This window comes from Pseudomonas sp. SJZ078, assembly GCF_007828255.1.
GTDB lineage: Bacteria > Pseudomonadota > Gammaproteobacteria > Pseudomonadales > Pseudomonadaceae > Aquipseudomonas.
This window is the reverse complement of the sequence record NZ_VIUG01000024.1, coordinates 60,785-77,216: the sequence shown is the minus strand read 5'-3', so window position 1 is coordinate 77,216 and position 16,432 is coordinate 60,785. Positions and strand designations below refer to the sequence as shown.

The 16,432-nt window shown below is 66.0% G+C and carries 1 protein-coding gene; it reads left to right on the top strand.

The features are described from left to right. The first annotated feature begins 303 nt into the window (after positions 1 to 303). Complete coding sequence (locus FBY02_RS19825; RefSeq protein WP_144929913.1) at positions 304 to 16,431, top strand: non-ribosomal peptide synthetase; 16,128 nt, start codon at positions 304 to 306, stop codon at positions 16,429 to 16,431. Position 16,432 lies beyond the last annotated feature (1 nt).

The following is a 16,432-nucleotide window of genomic DNA, read 5'->3' as shown; positions in this document are numbered from 1 at the left end:
CAAGCGCCGCAAAGCCGCGTTTCCCGTCGTTGTCCCTGCTTCCCATGACAGACATCGGGAAACGGATCCTCTAATTTTTTCCCACCTTGTGAAGGGACATCAGGCGTGACCGCACGGCAGGACGGCCCATCGACAGCCGCACCACAGCCCCCAACGCCCCCCTCGCATCAGGCGCCTGCCTACGGCCCCGATGTCCCTATACACGACCATTTGCATCCGCCGATTGGCAGTCGCCCAGGCCTTCATGCACCGCCATTCGAACGGAGACAAACCTCAATTGATTCTGCCTGCAGGTGCTCCGAAATGGATTCGTCGACCGAAATGCTGCCCACGCAAGACTGCGCCACCCACGAATTGGCCTCCGTCCAGCAGGGCATCTGGCTCGACCAGATCGCGCACCCGGACCTGCCCTACTACAACATCGGCATGTCTCTGGAGATCAAGGGTGAAATCGACATTCCGCTGTTCGAGAAAGCCATCGAGCTGGTCGCCAACAACCACGACGCCCTGCGGCTGAGCTTCAGCCATGAAGGCGGCATCGGCCGCCAGCGGGTCTTGCCCGAGGTCAAGGTCAAGCTGGAGGTGGTGGAGTTCACCGAGGCCGAAGCCGAAGCCGGCCTGGCGATGGAATACCTGCGCAACGCCTTCCGCCAGCCGTTCCCGGAACTGACCGGGCAACTCTGGGAAGCGCGCATGGTGCGTTGTGGCCCGAACCGTCACTACTGGCTCAACCGTTACCACCACCTGGTCACCGACGGTATCGGCGTGGCGCTGATCGGCCATGCCGTGGGTGCCGCATACAATGGTTTGCTGGCCGGCAACGACGACGTCGCCCAAGGACATTCCTACCTGTCGTTCCTGGAGGACGACCGCGCCTATCTGCAATCGTCACGCTACGAGCGCGACCGCGAGTTCTGGCAGGAAACCTACGCGCAGTTGCCGCCGTCGCTGCTGCAACGCCAGGCCGACTTCAAGACCGGCCAGGCCAATGAACTGGCCCCCAGCGCGCAAGTCCAGGCGATGCTGCCGCGGGCGCTGTACAACGCCCTGACGGAGTTCGCCAGCGAGCGCAGCCTGTCGGTGGCCCACGTGCTGATCAGCGTGGTCGCCACCTATTTCTGCCGTACCGTGGGCGTCGATGAGATGGTCATCGGCATGCCCGTGCACAACCGCACCAACGCTCGCACCAAGGAAACCGCGGGGATGTTTTCCTCGGTGAGCCCGATTCGCTTGCCCGTCGACCTCGACGCCTCGCTGCTGGACCTGATGCACTCCGCCGGCGGCCAGCTGCGCCGCTGCTACCGCCACCAGCGCTTCCCGATTGCCGAGCTCAACCGCATCCTGCGCCTCGCGCAAACCGGGCGTCGGCAGCTGTTCGACGTTTCGCTGTCATTCGAAAGCCTGGACGGTGACGACCAGTTCGGCGGCACCTCCTCTACCGTCATCACCATGGACAACGGCTACGAACAGACGCCCATGGCAATCTTCGTGCGTGACTATCACCCGTTCGAAGACGTGCATCTGGATTTCAACTTCAACACCGCCTACTACAGCGTGGAAGAAGCCCGCCTGCTGCAACAGCGCATCGTCTCGATGCTCGAAGCGGTGCTTGAGCAGCATGACACGCCGGTGGGCGACTATCCGCTGATGAGCGCGGCCGAACGCCAGCGCCTGCAAGTCGAGTTCAATGCCACCGCCCGCGAATATCCGCGGGATGTGTTGATCCACACCCTGTTCGAACAGCAGGTCGAGCAACGCCCTCATCACTGCGCCGTGCGCGGCGACAGCGGACCGTTGCTCAGCTATGAACAACTCAACCGCCAGGCCAACCAGCTCGCCCATCGCCTGATCGAACTCGGCGTGAAGCCGGATGCCAGAGTGGCCGTGTGCCTCAAGCGCAGCCCGGAAATGGTCGTCGCCCTGCTGGCCGTGCTCAAGGCCGGCGGCGCCTATGTGCCCATCGACCCGGACCTGCCGAGTGCGCGCCAGGCCTATATGCTCGAAGACAGTGCCCCCCGTGCTGTACTGAGCAGCCACGTCTTGCTGAACCAGTTGCCGCCATTGAATATCCCGGCGCTGGCGCTCGATGACGAGGACGCCCTGAGCGCCCTTCCCACACACAATCCAGATTCCCAGGCGCTTGGCCTGACGCCGCGGCACCTGGCCTACGTGCTCTATACCTCGGGCTCCACCGGTACCCCGAAAGGGGTGATGAACGAACACCTGGGCGTGGTCAATCGCTTGCTGTGGGCCCGGGACGAGTATGGCGTCGACGCCAGCGACCGGATCCTGCAAAAGACCCCGTTCGGTTTCGACGTGTCGGTCTGGGAATTCTTCCTGCCCTTGCTGGCCGGTGCCGAGCTGGTCATGGCCCGTCCCGGCGGTCATCAGGAACCGGCTTACCTGGCCCAGGTGATGCGCGAGGCGAGCATCACCATGCTGCACTTCGTGCCGTCGATGCTCGACCTGTTCCTGGAGCACCCCGACAACCGCGACTTCCCCGAACTGCGTCGGGTGCTGTGCAGTGGCGAAGCCCTGCCCCGTGCCCTGCAGCGGCGTTTCGAACGGCAACTGGCAGGCGTTGAACTGCATAACCTGTACGGTCCGACCGAAGCGGCCATCGACGTAGCCGCCTGGCACTGCCGCCCCAGCGATCCCGGCGAAAGCGTGCCCATCGGCAAGCCGATTGCCAACATCCAGATGCACGTGCTCGACGCCCGTGGCAAACCGCAACCGTTGGGTATCGCCGGGGAAATCCATATCGGCGGCATCGGCGTGGCGCGCGGTTACCTCAACCTGCCGCAACTCAGCGCCAAAAGCTTTATCGCCGACCCGTTCAGCGATGCCCCGAACGCGCGCCTGTACAAGACCGGTGACCTCGGTCGCTGGCTCGCCAACGGCGCGCTGGAGTACCTGGGCCGCAATGACTTCCAGGTGAAGATCCGCGGTTTGCGCATCGAGATCGGCGAAGTCGAAGCGGCCCTTGCCCTGTGCCCCGGCGTCCGCGAAGTGGTGGTCATCGCCCGGGAAGACATCCCCGGCCAACCCGAGAGCAAGCGCCTGGTGGCCTATGTCTGCGGTGAACCGGTGCCTGCCGAACAGCTGCGCAGCGCCCTGCTCAAACACCTTCCCGAATACATGGTACCCAGCGCCTTCGTACACCTGGACGCCCTGCCCCTGACCGCCAACGGCAAGCTCGACCGCCGCGCCCTGCCCGAGCCCGGTCAGGACGCCCTCGCCAGCAAGGTCTACGAGGCACCGCAAGGTGACACCGAAGTCGCCATCGCCGAGATCTGGAAAAACCTGCTGCACCTGGATCAGGTCGGCCGTCACGACGGTTTCCTCGAACTGGGCGGCCATTCCCTGCTCACCGTGCAATTGCAAGCCCGCCTGCACCAGGACCTCGGTGCCGAGATCGACCTGCGCACCCTGTTCGCCCAGACCTCCCTGAGCGAACTGGCCCGACACGTCGAACAGGCCGGCCAGTCCCGGCTCCAGGCGATTGCCGTGGTCTCCCGCGAGCAGCCGCTGCCGCTGTCCCTGGCCCAGCAGCGCTTGTGGTTCCTCGATCAACTGGACCATGCCGCCAGCGTCGCCTACCACATGCCCGCCGCCCTGCACCTGCGCGGCAGCCTGGACCGGGACGCCTTGCAACGGGCCCTGGACCGCATCGTCGCCCGCCACGAAAGCCTGCGCACCACCTTCGAGCGCCAGGACGGCGAAGTGCGCCAACGTTTCGCCTCGGCCGACATCGGCTTCGCCCTCGTCGAGCATGACCTGCAAACCCTGGACGCCGAGGCCCGGCAACAGGCCGTCGAACAGCTGTCCCAGGAAGAAGCCCGCGCGGCCTTCGACCTGAGCGCCGGCCCGCTGATTCGCGGACGCCTGCTGCGCCTGGCCGATGACGAGCACATCCTGCTGGTGACCCAGCACCACATCGTCTCCGACGGCTGGTCGGTGGCGGTGTTGATCGGTGAATTCAATGCGCTGTACGCCGCGTTCAGCCAGGACCGCGAAGATCCGCTGCCGCCCCTGGCCTTGCAATACGCCGACTACGCCGCCTGGCAACAGCAGCACCTGCAAGGCGAGCGCCTGCAAGCCCAGACGCAATTCTGGAAGGAACACCTCACCGGCGCTCCGGCGCTGCTGGAATTGCCGTCCGACCATCCACGGCCCCAGGTGCAAAGCTACCAGGGCGCCGCACTGGCGCTGCAACTGCCCGCTCCGTTGAGCGCGCGCCTGCGGCGTTTCAGCCAGCAGCGCGGCCTGACCCCGTTCATGACCCTGCTGGGGGCCTGGTCGATCCTGCTGTCGCGCCTGAGCAATCAGGCGGAAGTCGTGGTCGGCACGCCCGTCGCCAACCGTCCACGCCGTGAAACCGAAGCGTTGATCGGCTTCTTCGTCAACACCCTGGCCCTGCGCATCGACGTGCAGGCCGATAGCCCTGTGGAACAACTGCTCGAACGCATCAAGGCCACCACCCTCGACGCCTACGGCCATCAGGACCTGCCGTTCGAACAAGTGGTCGAAGCCCTGCAACCGGAGCGCAGCCTCGGCCACAGCCCGCTGTTCCAGGCCATGCTGGTGCTCGGCAACACGCCACAGGACCAGGCCCTGGAATTGCCAGGCTTGAGCCTGAGCCCACTGGCCCAGCCCACCGGCACCACCCAGTTCGACGTGAGTCTGTCCCTCAACGATGACGGCGAAATCATCAGCGGCCAGTTCGAGTACGCCACCGATCTGTTCGACGAAGCCACCATCGCCCGCTGGGGCCGGCACCTGCTGCACCTGCTCGATGGGATGCTCGACGACGCCACGCAGCCGGTAGCGACCCTGCCGTTGCTGGATAACCAACAACGCCGGCAACTGCTCGGCGGTTTCAACCAGACCCATGCGCCGTTTGCCGAAGGCATGCTGCTGCAGGAATGGTTCGAACAACACGTACAGAAGCGTCCCCAAGCCATCGCCGTACAGGCCGAAGGGGTCAGCCTCAGCTATGCCGAACTCAACACCCGCGCCAACCGCATCGCCCATCGCCTGATCGCCGCGGGCCTGCGCCCGGATGAACGGGTCGCCTTGCTGGTGGAACGCAGCCCGGAAATGATCGTCGGCATCCTGGCCATTCTCAAGGCCGGCGGCGCCTACGTGCCGCTGGACCCGAACTATCCGCAGGATCGCTTGCAGCACATGCTCGACGACAGCACCCCGCGGGTCCTGCTCACCCAGGGCTACCTGATCGAAACCATGGCCGAACAACTGCCGGCGCTGCACATGCCGCAGCTGTTGCTGGACGACTCGACTGATGGCGATGACAGCAATCCAAGGGTCGAAGGCCTGACCTCCCGGCACCTGGCCTACGTCATGTACACCTCCGGCTCCACCGGCAAGCCGAAAGGCGTAATGCTCGAACACCGCTCGGTGTGCAACCAGATCGGTGCCCTGCAGGAACGCTACGGCCTCAATCCCCAGGATCGCATCCTGCAATTCGCCACCATGACCTTCGACATGTCGGTGGAAGAGATCTTTGGTGCCTTGCTGTCCGGCGCCACCCTGGTGCTGCGCAGCGATGCCTGGATCGCCGGCACCGCCGCCTTCGCCGCGCTCTGTGAGCAGTACGCAATCAGCGTCGCCAACCTGCCGACCGTGTTCTGGCAACAGGTCGCCCGGGACGCCCATGTCGCCCTGCCCGCTTGCCTGCGTCAGTTCATGATCGGTGGCGAAGCGGTGGGCAAGCAGGCCGTGAGCCAGTGGTTCGCCCGCGCCGGCCATCGCCCCGCGCTGTTCAACGCTTATGGTCCGACCGAAGCCACGGTCAACGCCTCGATCCGCCGCATGGAAAGCGACCATGACGATTTCCGCTCCATTGGCAAACCGCTGCGTAATACTCAACTGCACGTGCTGGATGCGCTCGGCGAGCTGGTCCCCATGGGGGTCGCCGGGGAGATTCATATCGGCGGCGTCGGTGTCGCTCGCGGTTATCTCAATCGCGAGGCACTGACCGCCGAGCGGTTCATCGCCGACCCGTTCAGCACCGACCCGGACGCACGCCTGTACAAGACCGGCGACCTTGGCCGCTGGTGCGCCGACGGTACCCTGCAGTACCTGGGACGCAACGACGATCAGGTGAAGATCCGCGGTTTCCGCGTGGAGCTGGGGGAGATCGAAGCCGTCCTCGCCGGGTGCGCCGGTGTCCGCGAAGCGGTGGTGGTTGCCCAGGAAAGCAAACCGGGGCAGTCCGACAGCAAGCGCCTGGTCGCCTACCTGTGTGGCGAGCCGGTGCCGGTGGAGCAATTGCGTACCGCACTGTTGGCGGCGCTGCCCGAGTACATGGTGCCGAGCGCCTTCGTCCAGCTTGAAGCACTGCCGCTGACCCCCAACGGCAAACTCGATCGCCGGGCCCTGCCCGCACCGGGCCAGGAAGCGTTCGCCAGCCGCGCCTACGAGGCACCACGGGGCGAGATCGAACAGATCGTTGCCAGCGTCTGGCAGGACTTGCTGGGCCTCGACAAGGTTGGCCGTCACGACCGTTTCTTCGAACTCGGCGGGCATTCGCTGCTGGCCGTGAGCCTGATCGACCGCTTGCGCCAGCACGGCTTGAGTGCCAGCGTACGCACGGTGTTCACTGCCCCCAGCGTGCGGGAAATGGCCCAGGCCCTGAGCCGCAGCCAGGACACACCGTTCCTCGCCCCGGCCAACCGGATTCCGGATGGCTGCACTGCGCTGACACCCGACATGCTGCCGCTGGTGGAACTGAGCGAGGCCGAGCTCGAACGCATCGTCGCCGCCGTTCCGGGCGGGGCCGCCAATATCCAGGACATCTACCCGCTGGCCCCGTTGCAGCAAGGGATTCTGTTCCATCACCTGCTGGGACACGAAGGCGATGCGTACCTGGTCCGCTCGCTGATCGAATTCGACAACCACGCACGTCTCGAGGCCTTTGTCGGTGCCTTGCAGCAGGTGATCGACCGCCACGACATCCTGCGCAGCGCCGTGCATTGGGTCGGCCAGCCGCAGCCGGTGCAGGTGGTGCAACGCCGGGCCACGCTGCCGCTGCAGCACATCGCCCTGGCCGCCGATGAAGACCCGCGCGCTCAACTGGAACGCCTGAGCGATCCCCGGCACCTGCGTCTGGACTTGCAGCAGGCGCCGCTGATGCGCGCCTGCATCGCCCGGGTCCCGCACTCCGAACGCTGCTTGCTGGCGCTGCTCGACCATCACATGATCAGCGACCATGTGTCCCTGGGCATCGTCCTCGAAGAAGTCCAGGCTCTGTTGCACGGCCAGGGCGACAACCTGCCGCCGCCGATGCCTTACCGGGAATTCGTCGCCCAGGTCCTCGCGACACCGCCCCAGGCCCATGAAACCTATTTCAGCCAGCGCCTGGGCACTGTCGACGAACCCACCGCGCCGTTCGATGTGCTGGATGTCCAAGGTGACGGCAGCCAGGTCGCCGAAACCAGCGTGCGTCTCGATCCCGTCCTGAGCCAGCGGATCCGCGCCCAATCGCGCACGGCCGGCGTCACGCCAGCCGTGTTGTTCCACATCGCCTGGGCCCAGGTACTCGCCCGCTGCACCGACCGCGACGACGTGGTGTTCGGCACCGTGGTCGCCGGCCGCCTGCAAGGCTCGGTGGGTGCCGACCGGGCGCTGGGGGTGTTCATCAATACCTTGCCGGTGCGGGTCCGACTGGCCGGGTTCGGGGTGGCCGCGCTGGTGGACGAAACCTACCGCGACCTCAGCGAACTGCTGAACCACGAACAGGCCTCCCTGGCCCTGGCCCAACGCTGCAGTGGCGTCGGCGCCGGCCTGCCGCTGTTCACCACGCTGCTCAACTACCGCCATCAAACCGACGGCGGTTCGCTGGCCAATACCGATCAGGTCCTGGCCTGGGACGGTGTGCGCTTCCTGAGCAACGAAGCCCGCACCAACTATCCGATTGAAGTGGCCGTGGCGGATGAAGCCGATGATTTCTCCGTGACCGCCCAATCCATCACCGGCATCGATCCACAACGCATCGCCGCCTACCTGGGCCAGGCCGTGGCCGCGCTGGTGGACGCCCTGGAGCAGGCCCCTGACCGTCTCGCCAGCAGCCTCGACGTGCTGCCCGTCGGCGAACGCCAGTTGCTGCTCGAAGACTTCAACCACACCGCTCGCGATTTTGGCCCGGCGCAACCGATCCACCAACTGTTCGAAGCCCAGGTGCAGGCCAACCCCGACGCCGTGGCCCTGGTCTGCGAAGACCGCCAGTTGAGCTATCGCCAACTCAACCGCCGCGCCAACCACCTGGCCTGGCAACTGCTTGAACTGGGCGTGCAGCCCGATCAGCGCGTGGCCATCTGCGCCGAACGCAGCCTGGAGATGATCGTTGGCCTCTTGGGCGTGCTCAAAGCCGGCGCGGCCTACGTGCCCATCGACCCGGCCCACCCGGCCGAGCGCATGGCCTTCATGCTCCAGGACAGCCAACCCCAGGCGCTGTTGACCCAATCGGCGCTGTCCCTGCCGTCCGGGGAACTGCCGGTGTTGCTACTGGACATCGTGGAATCGTTGCAAGCGGCGGACGATGCGGCGTTCGACAGCAACCCACAAGTACCGGGCCTGACCGCGGAACACCTGGCCTACGTGATCTATACCTCCGGTTCCACCGGTCAGTCCAAGGGCGTGATGGTCGAGCACCGCTCGGTGTTCAACTTCTGGCACGTGCTGACCCGCACCACCCATCAGCACTGCCCGACCCCGGCCACTGTGGCCCTGAACGCCGGGTTCTTCTTCGACATGTCGATCAAGGGCATCTCCCAGCTGTTCTCCGGCCATCGCCTGGTGATCATCCCGCAACTGATCCGCGCCAGCGGCAGCGAGTTGCTGGACTTCCTCGAACAGCATCAGGTGCACGCCTTCGACTCCACCCCATCGCAGCTCGACACGCTGCTCGCCGCCGGCCTGTTGGAGCGCCAGAGCTACCAGCCGGTGAGCGTGCTGCTCGGTGGCGAGGCGATCAACGCCGCCACCTGGGAAAAACTGCGCAACTGCCAGAGCATCCGCTTCTACAACATGTACGGCCCCACCGAATGCACGGTGGACGCCACCCTCGACCTGATCCGCGACTTGGGCGAACGGCCGAGCATCGGCCGACCCTTCGCCAACGTCCAGGTCCACGTGCTGGATGCGCGAGGCGAACCGGCACCGTTGGGGGTGGCTGGGGAAATCCATATCGGCGGTGTCGGCGTGGCCCGGGGTTACCTGAACCGGCCGGAGCTGAGTGCCGAGCGCTTTATCGCCGATCCGTTCAGCAGCGAACCGAACGCGCGCTTGTACAAGACCGGCGACCTCGGTCGCTGGTTGGCCGATGGCACGCTCGAATACCTGGGCCGCAATGACTTCCAGGTGAAGATCCGTGGTTTCCGCATCGAGTTGGGTGAGATCGAGAACGTGCTGCTCGGTTGTGCTGGCGTCACCGACGCCGTGGTCATTGCCCGGGACAATAATCGCCTGGTGGCCTATGTCTGCGGTGAACCGGTGCCAGCCGAGCAACTGCGCAGTGCACTGTTGAGCGGCCTGCCCGAATACATGGTGCCCAGCGCCTTCGTACACCTGGACGCCCTGCCCCTGACCGCCAACGGCAAGCTCGACCGTCGTGCCCTGCCCGAGCCCGGTCAGGACGCCCTCGCCAGCAAAGCCTACGAGGCGCCGCTGGGTGACACCGAGATCGCCATCGCCGAAATCTGGAAAGGCCTGCTGCACCTGGATCAGGTCGGCCGTCACGACGGTTTCCTCGAACTGGGAGGCCATTCCCTGCTCACCGTGCAATTGCAAGCCCGCCTGCACCAGGACCTCGGTGCCGAGATCGACCTGCGCACCCTGTTCGCCCAGACCTCCCTGAGCGAACTGGCCCGACACGTCGAACAGGCCGGCCAGTCCCGGCTCCAGGCGATTGCCGTGGTCTCCCGCGAGCAGCCGCTGCCGCTGTCCCTGGCCCAGCAGCGCTTGTGGTTCCTCGATCAGTTGGACCATGCCGCCAGCGTCGCCTACCACATGCCCGCCGCCCTGCACCTGCGCGGCAGCCTGGACCGGGACGCCTTGCAACGGGCCCTGAACCGCATCGTCGCCCGCCACGAAAGCCTGCGCACCACCTTCGAGCGCCAGGACGGCGAAGTACGCCAACGTTTCGCCCCGGCCGACATCGGTTTCGCCCTGGTGGAGCATGACCTGCAAACCCTGGACGCCGAGGCCCGGCAACAGGCCGTCGAACAGCTGTCCCAGGAAGAAGCCCGCGCGGCTTTCGACCTGAGCGCCGGCCCGCTGATTCGCGGACGCCTGCTGCGCCTGGCCGATGACGAGCACATCCTGCTGGTGACCCAGCACCACATCGTCTCCGACGGCTGGTCGGTGGCGGTGTTGATCGGTGAGTTCAATGCGCTGTACGCCGCGTTCAGCCAGGACCGCGAAGATCCTTTGCCGCCCCTGGCCCTGCAATACGCCGACTACGCCGCCTGGCAACAGCAGCACCTGCAAGGCGAGCGCCTGCAAGCCCAGACGCAATTCTGGAAGGAACACCTCACCGGCGCCCCGGCGCTGCTGGAATTGCCGTCCGACCATCCACGGCCCCAGGTGCAAAGCTACCAGGGCGCCGCACTGGCGCTGCAACTGCCCGCTCCGTTGAGCGCGCGCCTGCGGCGTTTCAGCCAGCAGCGCGGCCTGACCCCGTTCATGACCCTGCTGGGGGCCTGGTCGATCCTGCTGTCGCGCCTGAGCAATCAGGCGGAAGTCGTGGTCGGCACGCCCGTCGCCAACCGTCCACGCCGTGAAACCGAAGCGTTGATCGGCTTCTTCGTCAACACCCTGGCCCTGCGCATCGACGTGCAGGCCGATAGCCCTGTGGAACAACTGCTCGAACGCATCAAGGCCACCACCCTCGACGCCTACGGCCATCAGGATCTGCCGTTCGAACAAGTGGTCGAGGCCCTGCAACCGGAGCGCAGCCTTGGTCATAGCCCGCTGTTCCAGGCCATGCTGGTGCTCGGCAACACGCCACAGGACCAGGCTTTGGAATTGCCAGGCTTGAGCCTGAGCCCACTGGCCCAGCCCACCGGCACCACCCAGTTCGACGTAAGTCTGTCCCTCAATGACGACGGCGAGACCATCAGCGGCCAGTTCGAGTACGCCACCGACCTGTTCGATGAAGCCACCATCGCCCGCTGGGGCCGGCACCTGCTGCACCTGCTCGATGGGATGCTCGACGATGCCACGCAGCCGGTGGCAACCCTGCCCTTGCTCGATGACACGCAACGCCGGCAACTGCTGGAGACGTTCAACCCTGCGTCCGTTGCCCTGGATGAAAGCCCGAATCGCTTCCCTCACGCCGTCTTCGCCGCACAGGCAGGTCGGACACCGGATGCGGTGGCGCTGGTCGGTACCGGGCAAACCCTGAGCTACGCCGAACTCAATGCCCAGGCCAACCGCGTGGCCCACGGTTTGATCGCTCTGGGCGTGCGGCCTGACGACACCGTCGGCCTCTGCGCCCGTCGCAGCCCGGAGATGGTCATCGGCCTGCTGGGCATCCTCAAGGCCGGGGCGGCCTATGTGCCGCTGGACCCGCAATACCCGGCACAACGCCTGACCCACATGCTCGCCGACAGCGCGCCGCGGGCCCTGGTGCGCCAGCAAGGCCTGGAGGAACTGCCGGTGCCGCAAGGCCTGGCCACCCTCGAACTGGGCAGCCCGACGCTGCTGCAGCAGCCGGCCTATGACCCGCAAGTGAACGAGCGGAACTTCGCTCATCTGGCCTACGTCATCTACACCTCCGGTTCCACCGGGCTGCCAAAAGGTGTGATGGTCGAACATCGCGGCCTGCGCAACCTGCTGGACTGGTACCTCGACGACCTGGCCTTCCATGCCGGCGATGCGGTGCTGCTGGCCTCGTCCTATAACTTCGACCTGACCCAGAAGAACATCCTCGCCCCGCTGATGGTCGGCGCCGCGTTGCACCTGGCCGAAGAACCGTTCAACCCGAGCGCCATTGTCGCGCAGATCGCCGAGGCCGGGATTACCCACCTCAACATGTCCCCCAGCGCCTTCCACGCCCTGGTGGACGCCGACCAGCACGAAGCACTGGCCTGCCTGAAACGGGTGGTGCTGGGTGGCGAACCGATCCAGGTCGCCATGCTGGAAAAACTGCCGCTGCCACGGCCGGCGATCATCAACAGCTACGGGCCCACCGAGTGCAGCGACGTGGTCGCCTGGTACACCGCCGATACCGATCTCGGGGCTTACCGCAACCGCTCGATTCCGATCGGCCGGCCGATCCGCAACATGCAACTGCATGTGCTGGATGCTCACGGGCAATTGCTGCCAATGGGTGTACCTGGCGAAATCCATATCGGCGGTGTCGGTGTGGCGCGGGGTTATCTCAACCTGCCACAGCTCAGCGCCGAACGCTTCATCGCCGACCCGTTCAGCGAGCGGGCCGATGCCCGCCTGTACAAGACCGGCGACATCGGCCGCTGGCTGCCCGACGGCACCCTGCAATACCTGGGACGTAACGACGATCAGGTGAAGATTCGTGGCCTGCGGGTCGAGCTTGGGGAAATCGAAGCTGCCCTCGCCGCCCTTGCCGGGGTCCGCGAAGCAGCCGTCGTCCCCCGCGACCATCAGGCCGGCAAGCGCCTGGTGGCCTACCTGTGCGGCGAACCGGCGGCCGCCACCGCGTTGCGCGCCGAACTTCTGGGCCGCCTGCCCGAGCACATGGTACCCAGCGCCTTCGTGGTGCTGGACGCCCTGCCGCTCACCCCCAACGGCAAGCTGGACCGCCGGGCCCTGCCCGAACCGGATCAGGACGCCTACGCCAGCCAGGCCTACGAGGCACCGCAAGGGACGGTGGAACAGACTATCGCCGATATCTGGAAACAACTGCTGGGCCTCGAACGGGTCGGCCGCCACGATGGCTTCTTCGAACTCGGCGGTCACTCGTTGATGGCGGTCAGCCTGATCGAACGCCTGCGCGAACACGGCCTGAATGCCGACGTGCGCAGCGTCTTCGGTGCCCCGACCCTGCGGGACCTCGCTTCGGCCCTGACGGATGCCAGCCACAGCGCCTTCCAGGCCCCGGCCAACCGCATCCCGGCCGATTGCACCGCCCTGACGCCGGACATGTTGCCCTTGGTGGACCTGACAGCGGATCAGCTCGAACGCATCGTCGCCGCGGTACCGGGCGGCGCCGCGAACATCCAGGACATCTATCCGCTGGCCCCGCTGCAGCAAGGCATCCTGTTCCATCACTTGCTCGGACACGAAGGCGACGCCTATCTGGTGCGCTCGCTGCTCGAGTTCGACGACCGCCAGCGCCTCGATGCCTTTATCGGCGCCTTGCAGCAGGTGATCGACCGCCATGACATCCTGCGCACCTGCGTGCAGTGGGACGGCTTGCCCCAGGCGGTGCAAGTGGTGCAACGCCAGGCGCGTCTGCCGGTGCACAGCGTCACCCTGGACAGTCACCAGGACCCGCTCAGCCAGCTCGAAGCCCTGAGCGACCCACGGCAACTGCGCCTGGATCTGCGCCAGGCACCGCTGATGCGGGCCTGCATCGCCCGGGATCCGCGTTCCGAACGCTGGATGCTGGCGCTACTCAATCACCACATGGCGAGCGACCACGTCACCCTGGAAATCGTCCTGGAAGAAATCCACGGGATCCTTCACGGACAAGGCGACAGCCTGGGCAAACCACAGCCTTATCGCGACTTCATCGCCCAGACCCAAGCCACGCCGGCCCAGGTCCACGAGGCCTACTTCAGCCGTCGACTGGCCGACGTCGATTCGCCCACCGCGCCCTTCGACCTGCTCGAAGTACAAGGGGATGGCAATCACATCGAAGAGGCCAGCGTGCAACTGAGCGTCGAACTCAACCTGCGCTTGCGGGCTCAGGCCAGGGAACGCGGCATTACCCCGGCGACGCTGTTCCACGTGGCCTGGGCGCAAGTGCTGGCCCGCTGTACCGGGCGCGACGATGTGGTGTTCGGCACCGTGGTCGCCGGTCGCCTGCAAGGCTCGGCGGGGGCCGAACGGGCCTTGGGGGTGTTCATCAACACCTTGCCGGTGCGGGTACAACTGGCCGGCGCTGGCGCCAACGACAAGGTCCTGGCGACCCACCGCGACCTGATCGAACTGCTGGCCCACGAACAGGCCTCCCTGGCCCTGGCCCAACGTTGCAGCGACGTACCCAGTGCCTTGCCGCTGTTCACTACCCTGCTCAACTACCGGCACCAGCGCGACGACAGCCAGTTGCAATGGCCGGGCATGCGCATCCTGAACAGCGCCGAACGCACCAACTACCCGCTGACCCTGTCGGTCAACGACTATGGCGATGCCCTGGGGCTGACGGTACAGAGCGTCCGGGCGGTGGACCCGCAACGCATCTGCGCCCTGATGCAACGGGCCCTGGAACAACTGACCCAGGCCTTGATGTACACGCCGCGGATTGCACTCACGCAACTGGATGTGCTGCCACCCCAGGAACGTAACCTGCTGCTGGAGACCTTCAACCAGACCCGCGAGGACTACCCGACGCACCTGTGCATCCAGCACCTGTTCGAAGAGCAGGTACTCCGCACGCCGGACGCCTGTGCCCTGGTCGACGCTCGGCAGACCTTCACTTACGCCGAGCTCAACGCCCAAGCCAATCGCCTGGCCCATCACTTGATCGCCTCGGGGGTTCAACCGGGTGATCTGGTGGCGATCTGCGTTGAACGCAGCGCGGCGATGATCAGCGGCCTGCTGGGCATTCTCAAGGCCGGCGGCGCCTATGTGCCGCTGGACCCGACCTACCCGGCCGAACGCCTGGCGTCGATTGTCGAGGATGCACGGCCGCGCCTGCTGCTGGCCGATCCGGTCGGTCGCGCAGCCGTCGGCACGCTGCAGGAAGGCACCCGCTACCTGGCCATCGAGCAGGCCCTGGCGGCGCAGACCAGTACCCGCGATCCACGCTGGGATGCCACCGGCCTGACTCCGGCACACTTGGCCTATGTGATCTACACCTCCGGCTCCACCGGCAAACCCAAGGGGGTGATGATCGAACACCGCAACCTGGTTGCCTCGACGCTGGCCCGACGCACGGTGTACGGGCCAGCGACCGACAAGCGCTTCCTGTTGCTCTCGTCGATTGCCTTCGACAGCTCCGTGGCGGGAATCTTCGGCACGTTGATCAGCGGTGGCACCTTGTGCGTTCCGACGGCCGAAGCCGCCCGCGACCCGCAAGCCATCGCCCGCGTCATCGGCGAACAGGCCATTACCTCACTGCTGTGCGTGCCGTCCCTGGGCCGGCTGGTGCTGGCGAGCCTTGCCAGCGAAAACGGGCACGGCAGCCTGCGGGAGATGATCGTCGCCGGCGAAGCCTGCCCGGCCCAGTTGGTACAGGAATGTGCAGGCCTGGAACCGGCCATCGTCCTGTACAACGAGTACGGCCCCACCGAAGCCACCGTCTGGGCCACGGTGCATCGCTGCACCGCCCGGGACCAGGGCACCGTGCCGATTGGTCGTGCCATCCCCAATAGCCGCCTGTACGTGCTCGACGAACAGGGCCGGCCGGCACCACTCGGCGTGCAGGGTGAGCTGTACGTGGGCGGCGCGGGTGTCGCCCGGGGCTACCTGGACCGGGCGCAACTGAACGCCGAACACTTCCTCGTCGACCCGTTCAGCCCAGACGACGAGGCGCGGATGTACCGCACCGGCGACCTGGTGCGCCTGCGTGACGACGGCGTACTCGAATTCCTCGGACGCAACGACCAGCAGGTCAAAATCCGCGGTTTCCGTATCGAGCCCGGCGAAATCGAAGCCCTGATGCTGACCCTGCCGGGGGTGCGCGAAGCGGCCGTCATCGCTCGTGAAGACAGCCCCGGGGCCCTGCGCCTGGTGGCCTACCTGAGCGTCGAGCCACATCTGACCGGCCGCAACGCCAGCAGCACTCTGCGCCCGTACCTGACCTCGCAATTGCCAGACTACATGGTCCCGGCGGCGTTCGTGGTGGTCGAGCAGTTGCCGCTGAGCCCCAACGGCAAGCTGGACCGCCGCGCCCTGCCCGCGCCTCGCAGCGAAGACTTCGCCTACCGCGAGTACGAAGCCCCCAACGGCGAAACCGAAGAACTGCTGGCGCAGATCTGGGCCGACCTGCTGGGGCTGGAGCGGATCGGTCGGCATGACGATTTCTTCGAACTCGGCGGCCATTCGCTGCTGGCGGTACAGGTCACCCTGCGGGCGCGAGAAACCTTCGCCGTCGAAGTGCCCCTCAGGAGCCTCTTCGAACACCCGTCCCTGCTGGCACTGGCCGACCTGATTACCACGCTGCAATTGGCCCAGTACGAGTCGGACGAATTGATGGACCTGCAACAAGAAATGGCTTCGCTGTCTGAAAGCGAACTGCTCGCTATCGTCTCCAAGGATGCTTAAC

Bases quoted from the DNA above. Each gene is read 5' to 3' on its own strand.
- FBY02_RS19825 (WP_144929913.1), top strand. From the start codon at position 304: ATGGATTCGTCGACCGAAATGCTGCCCACGCAAGACTGCGCCACCCAC.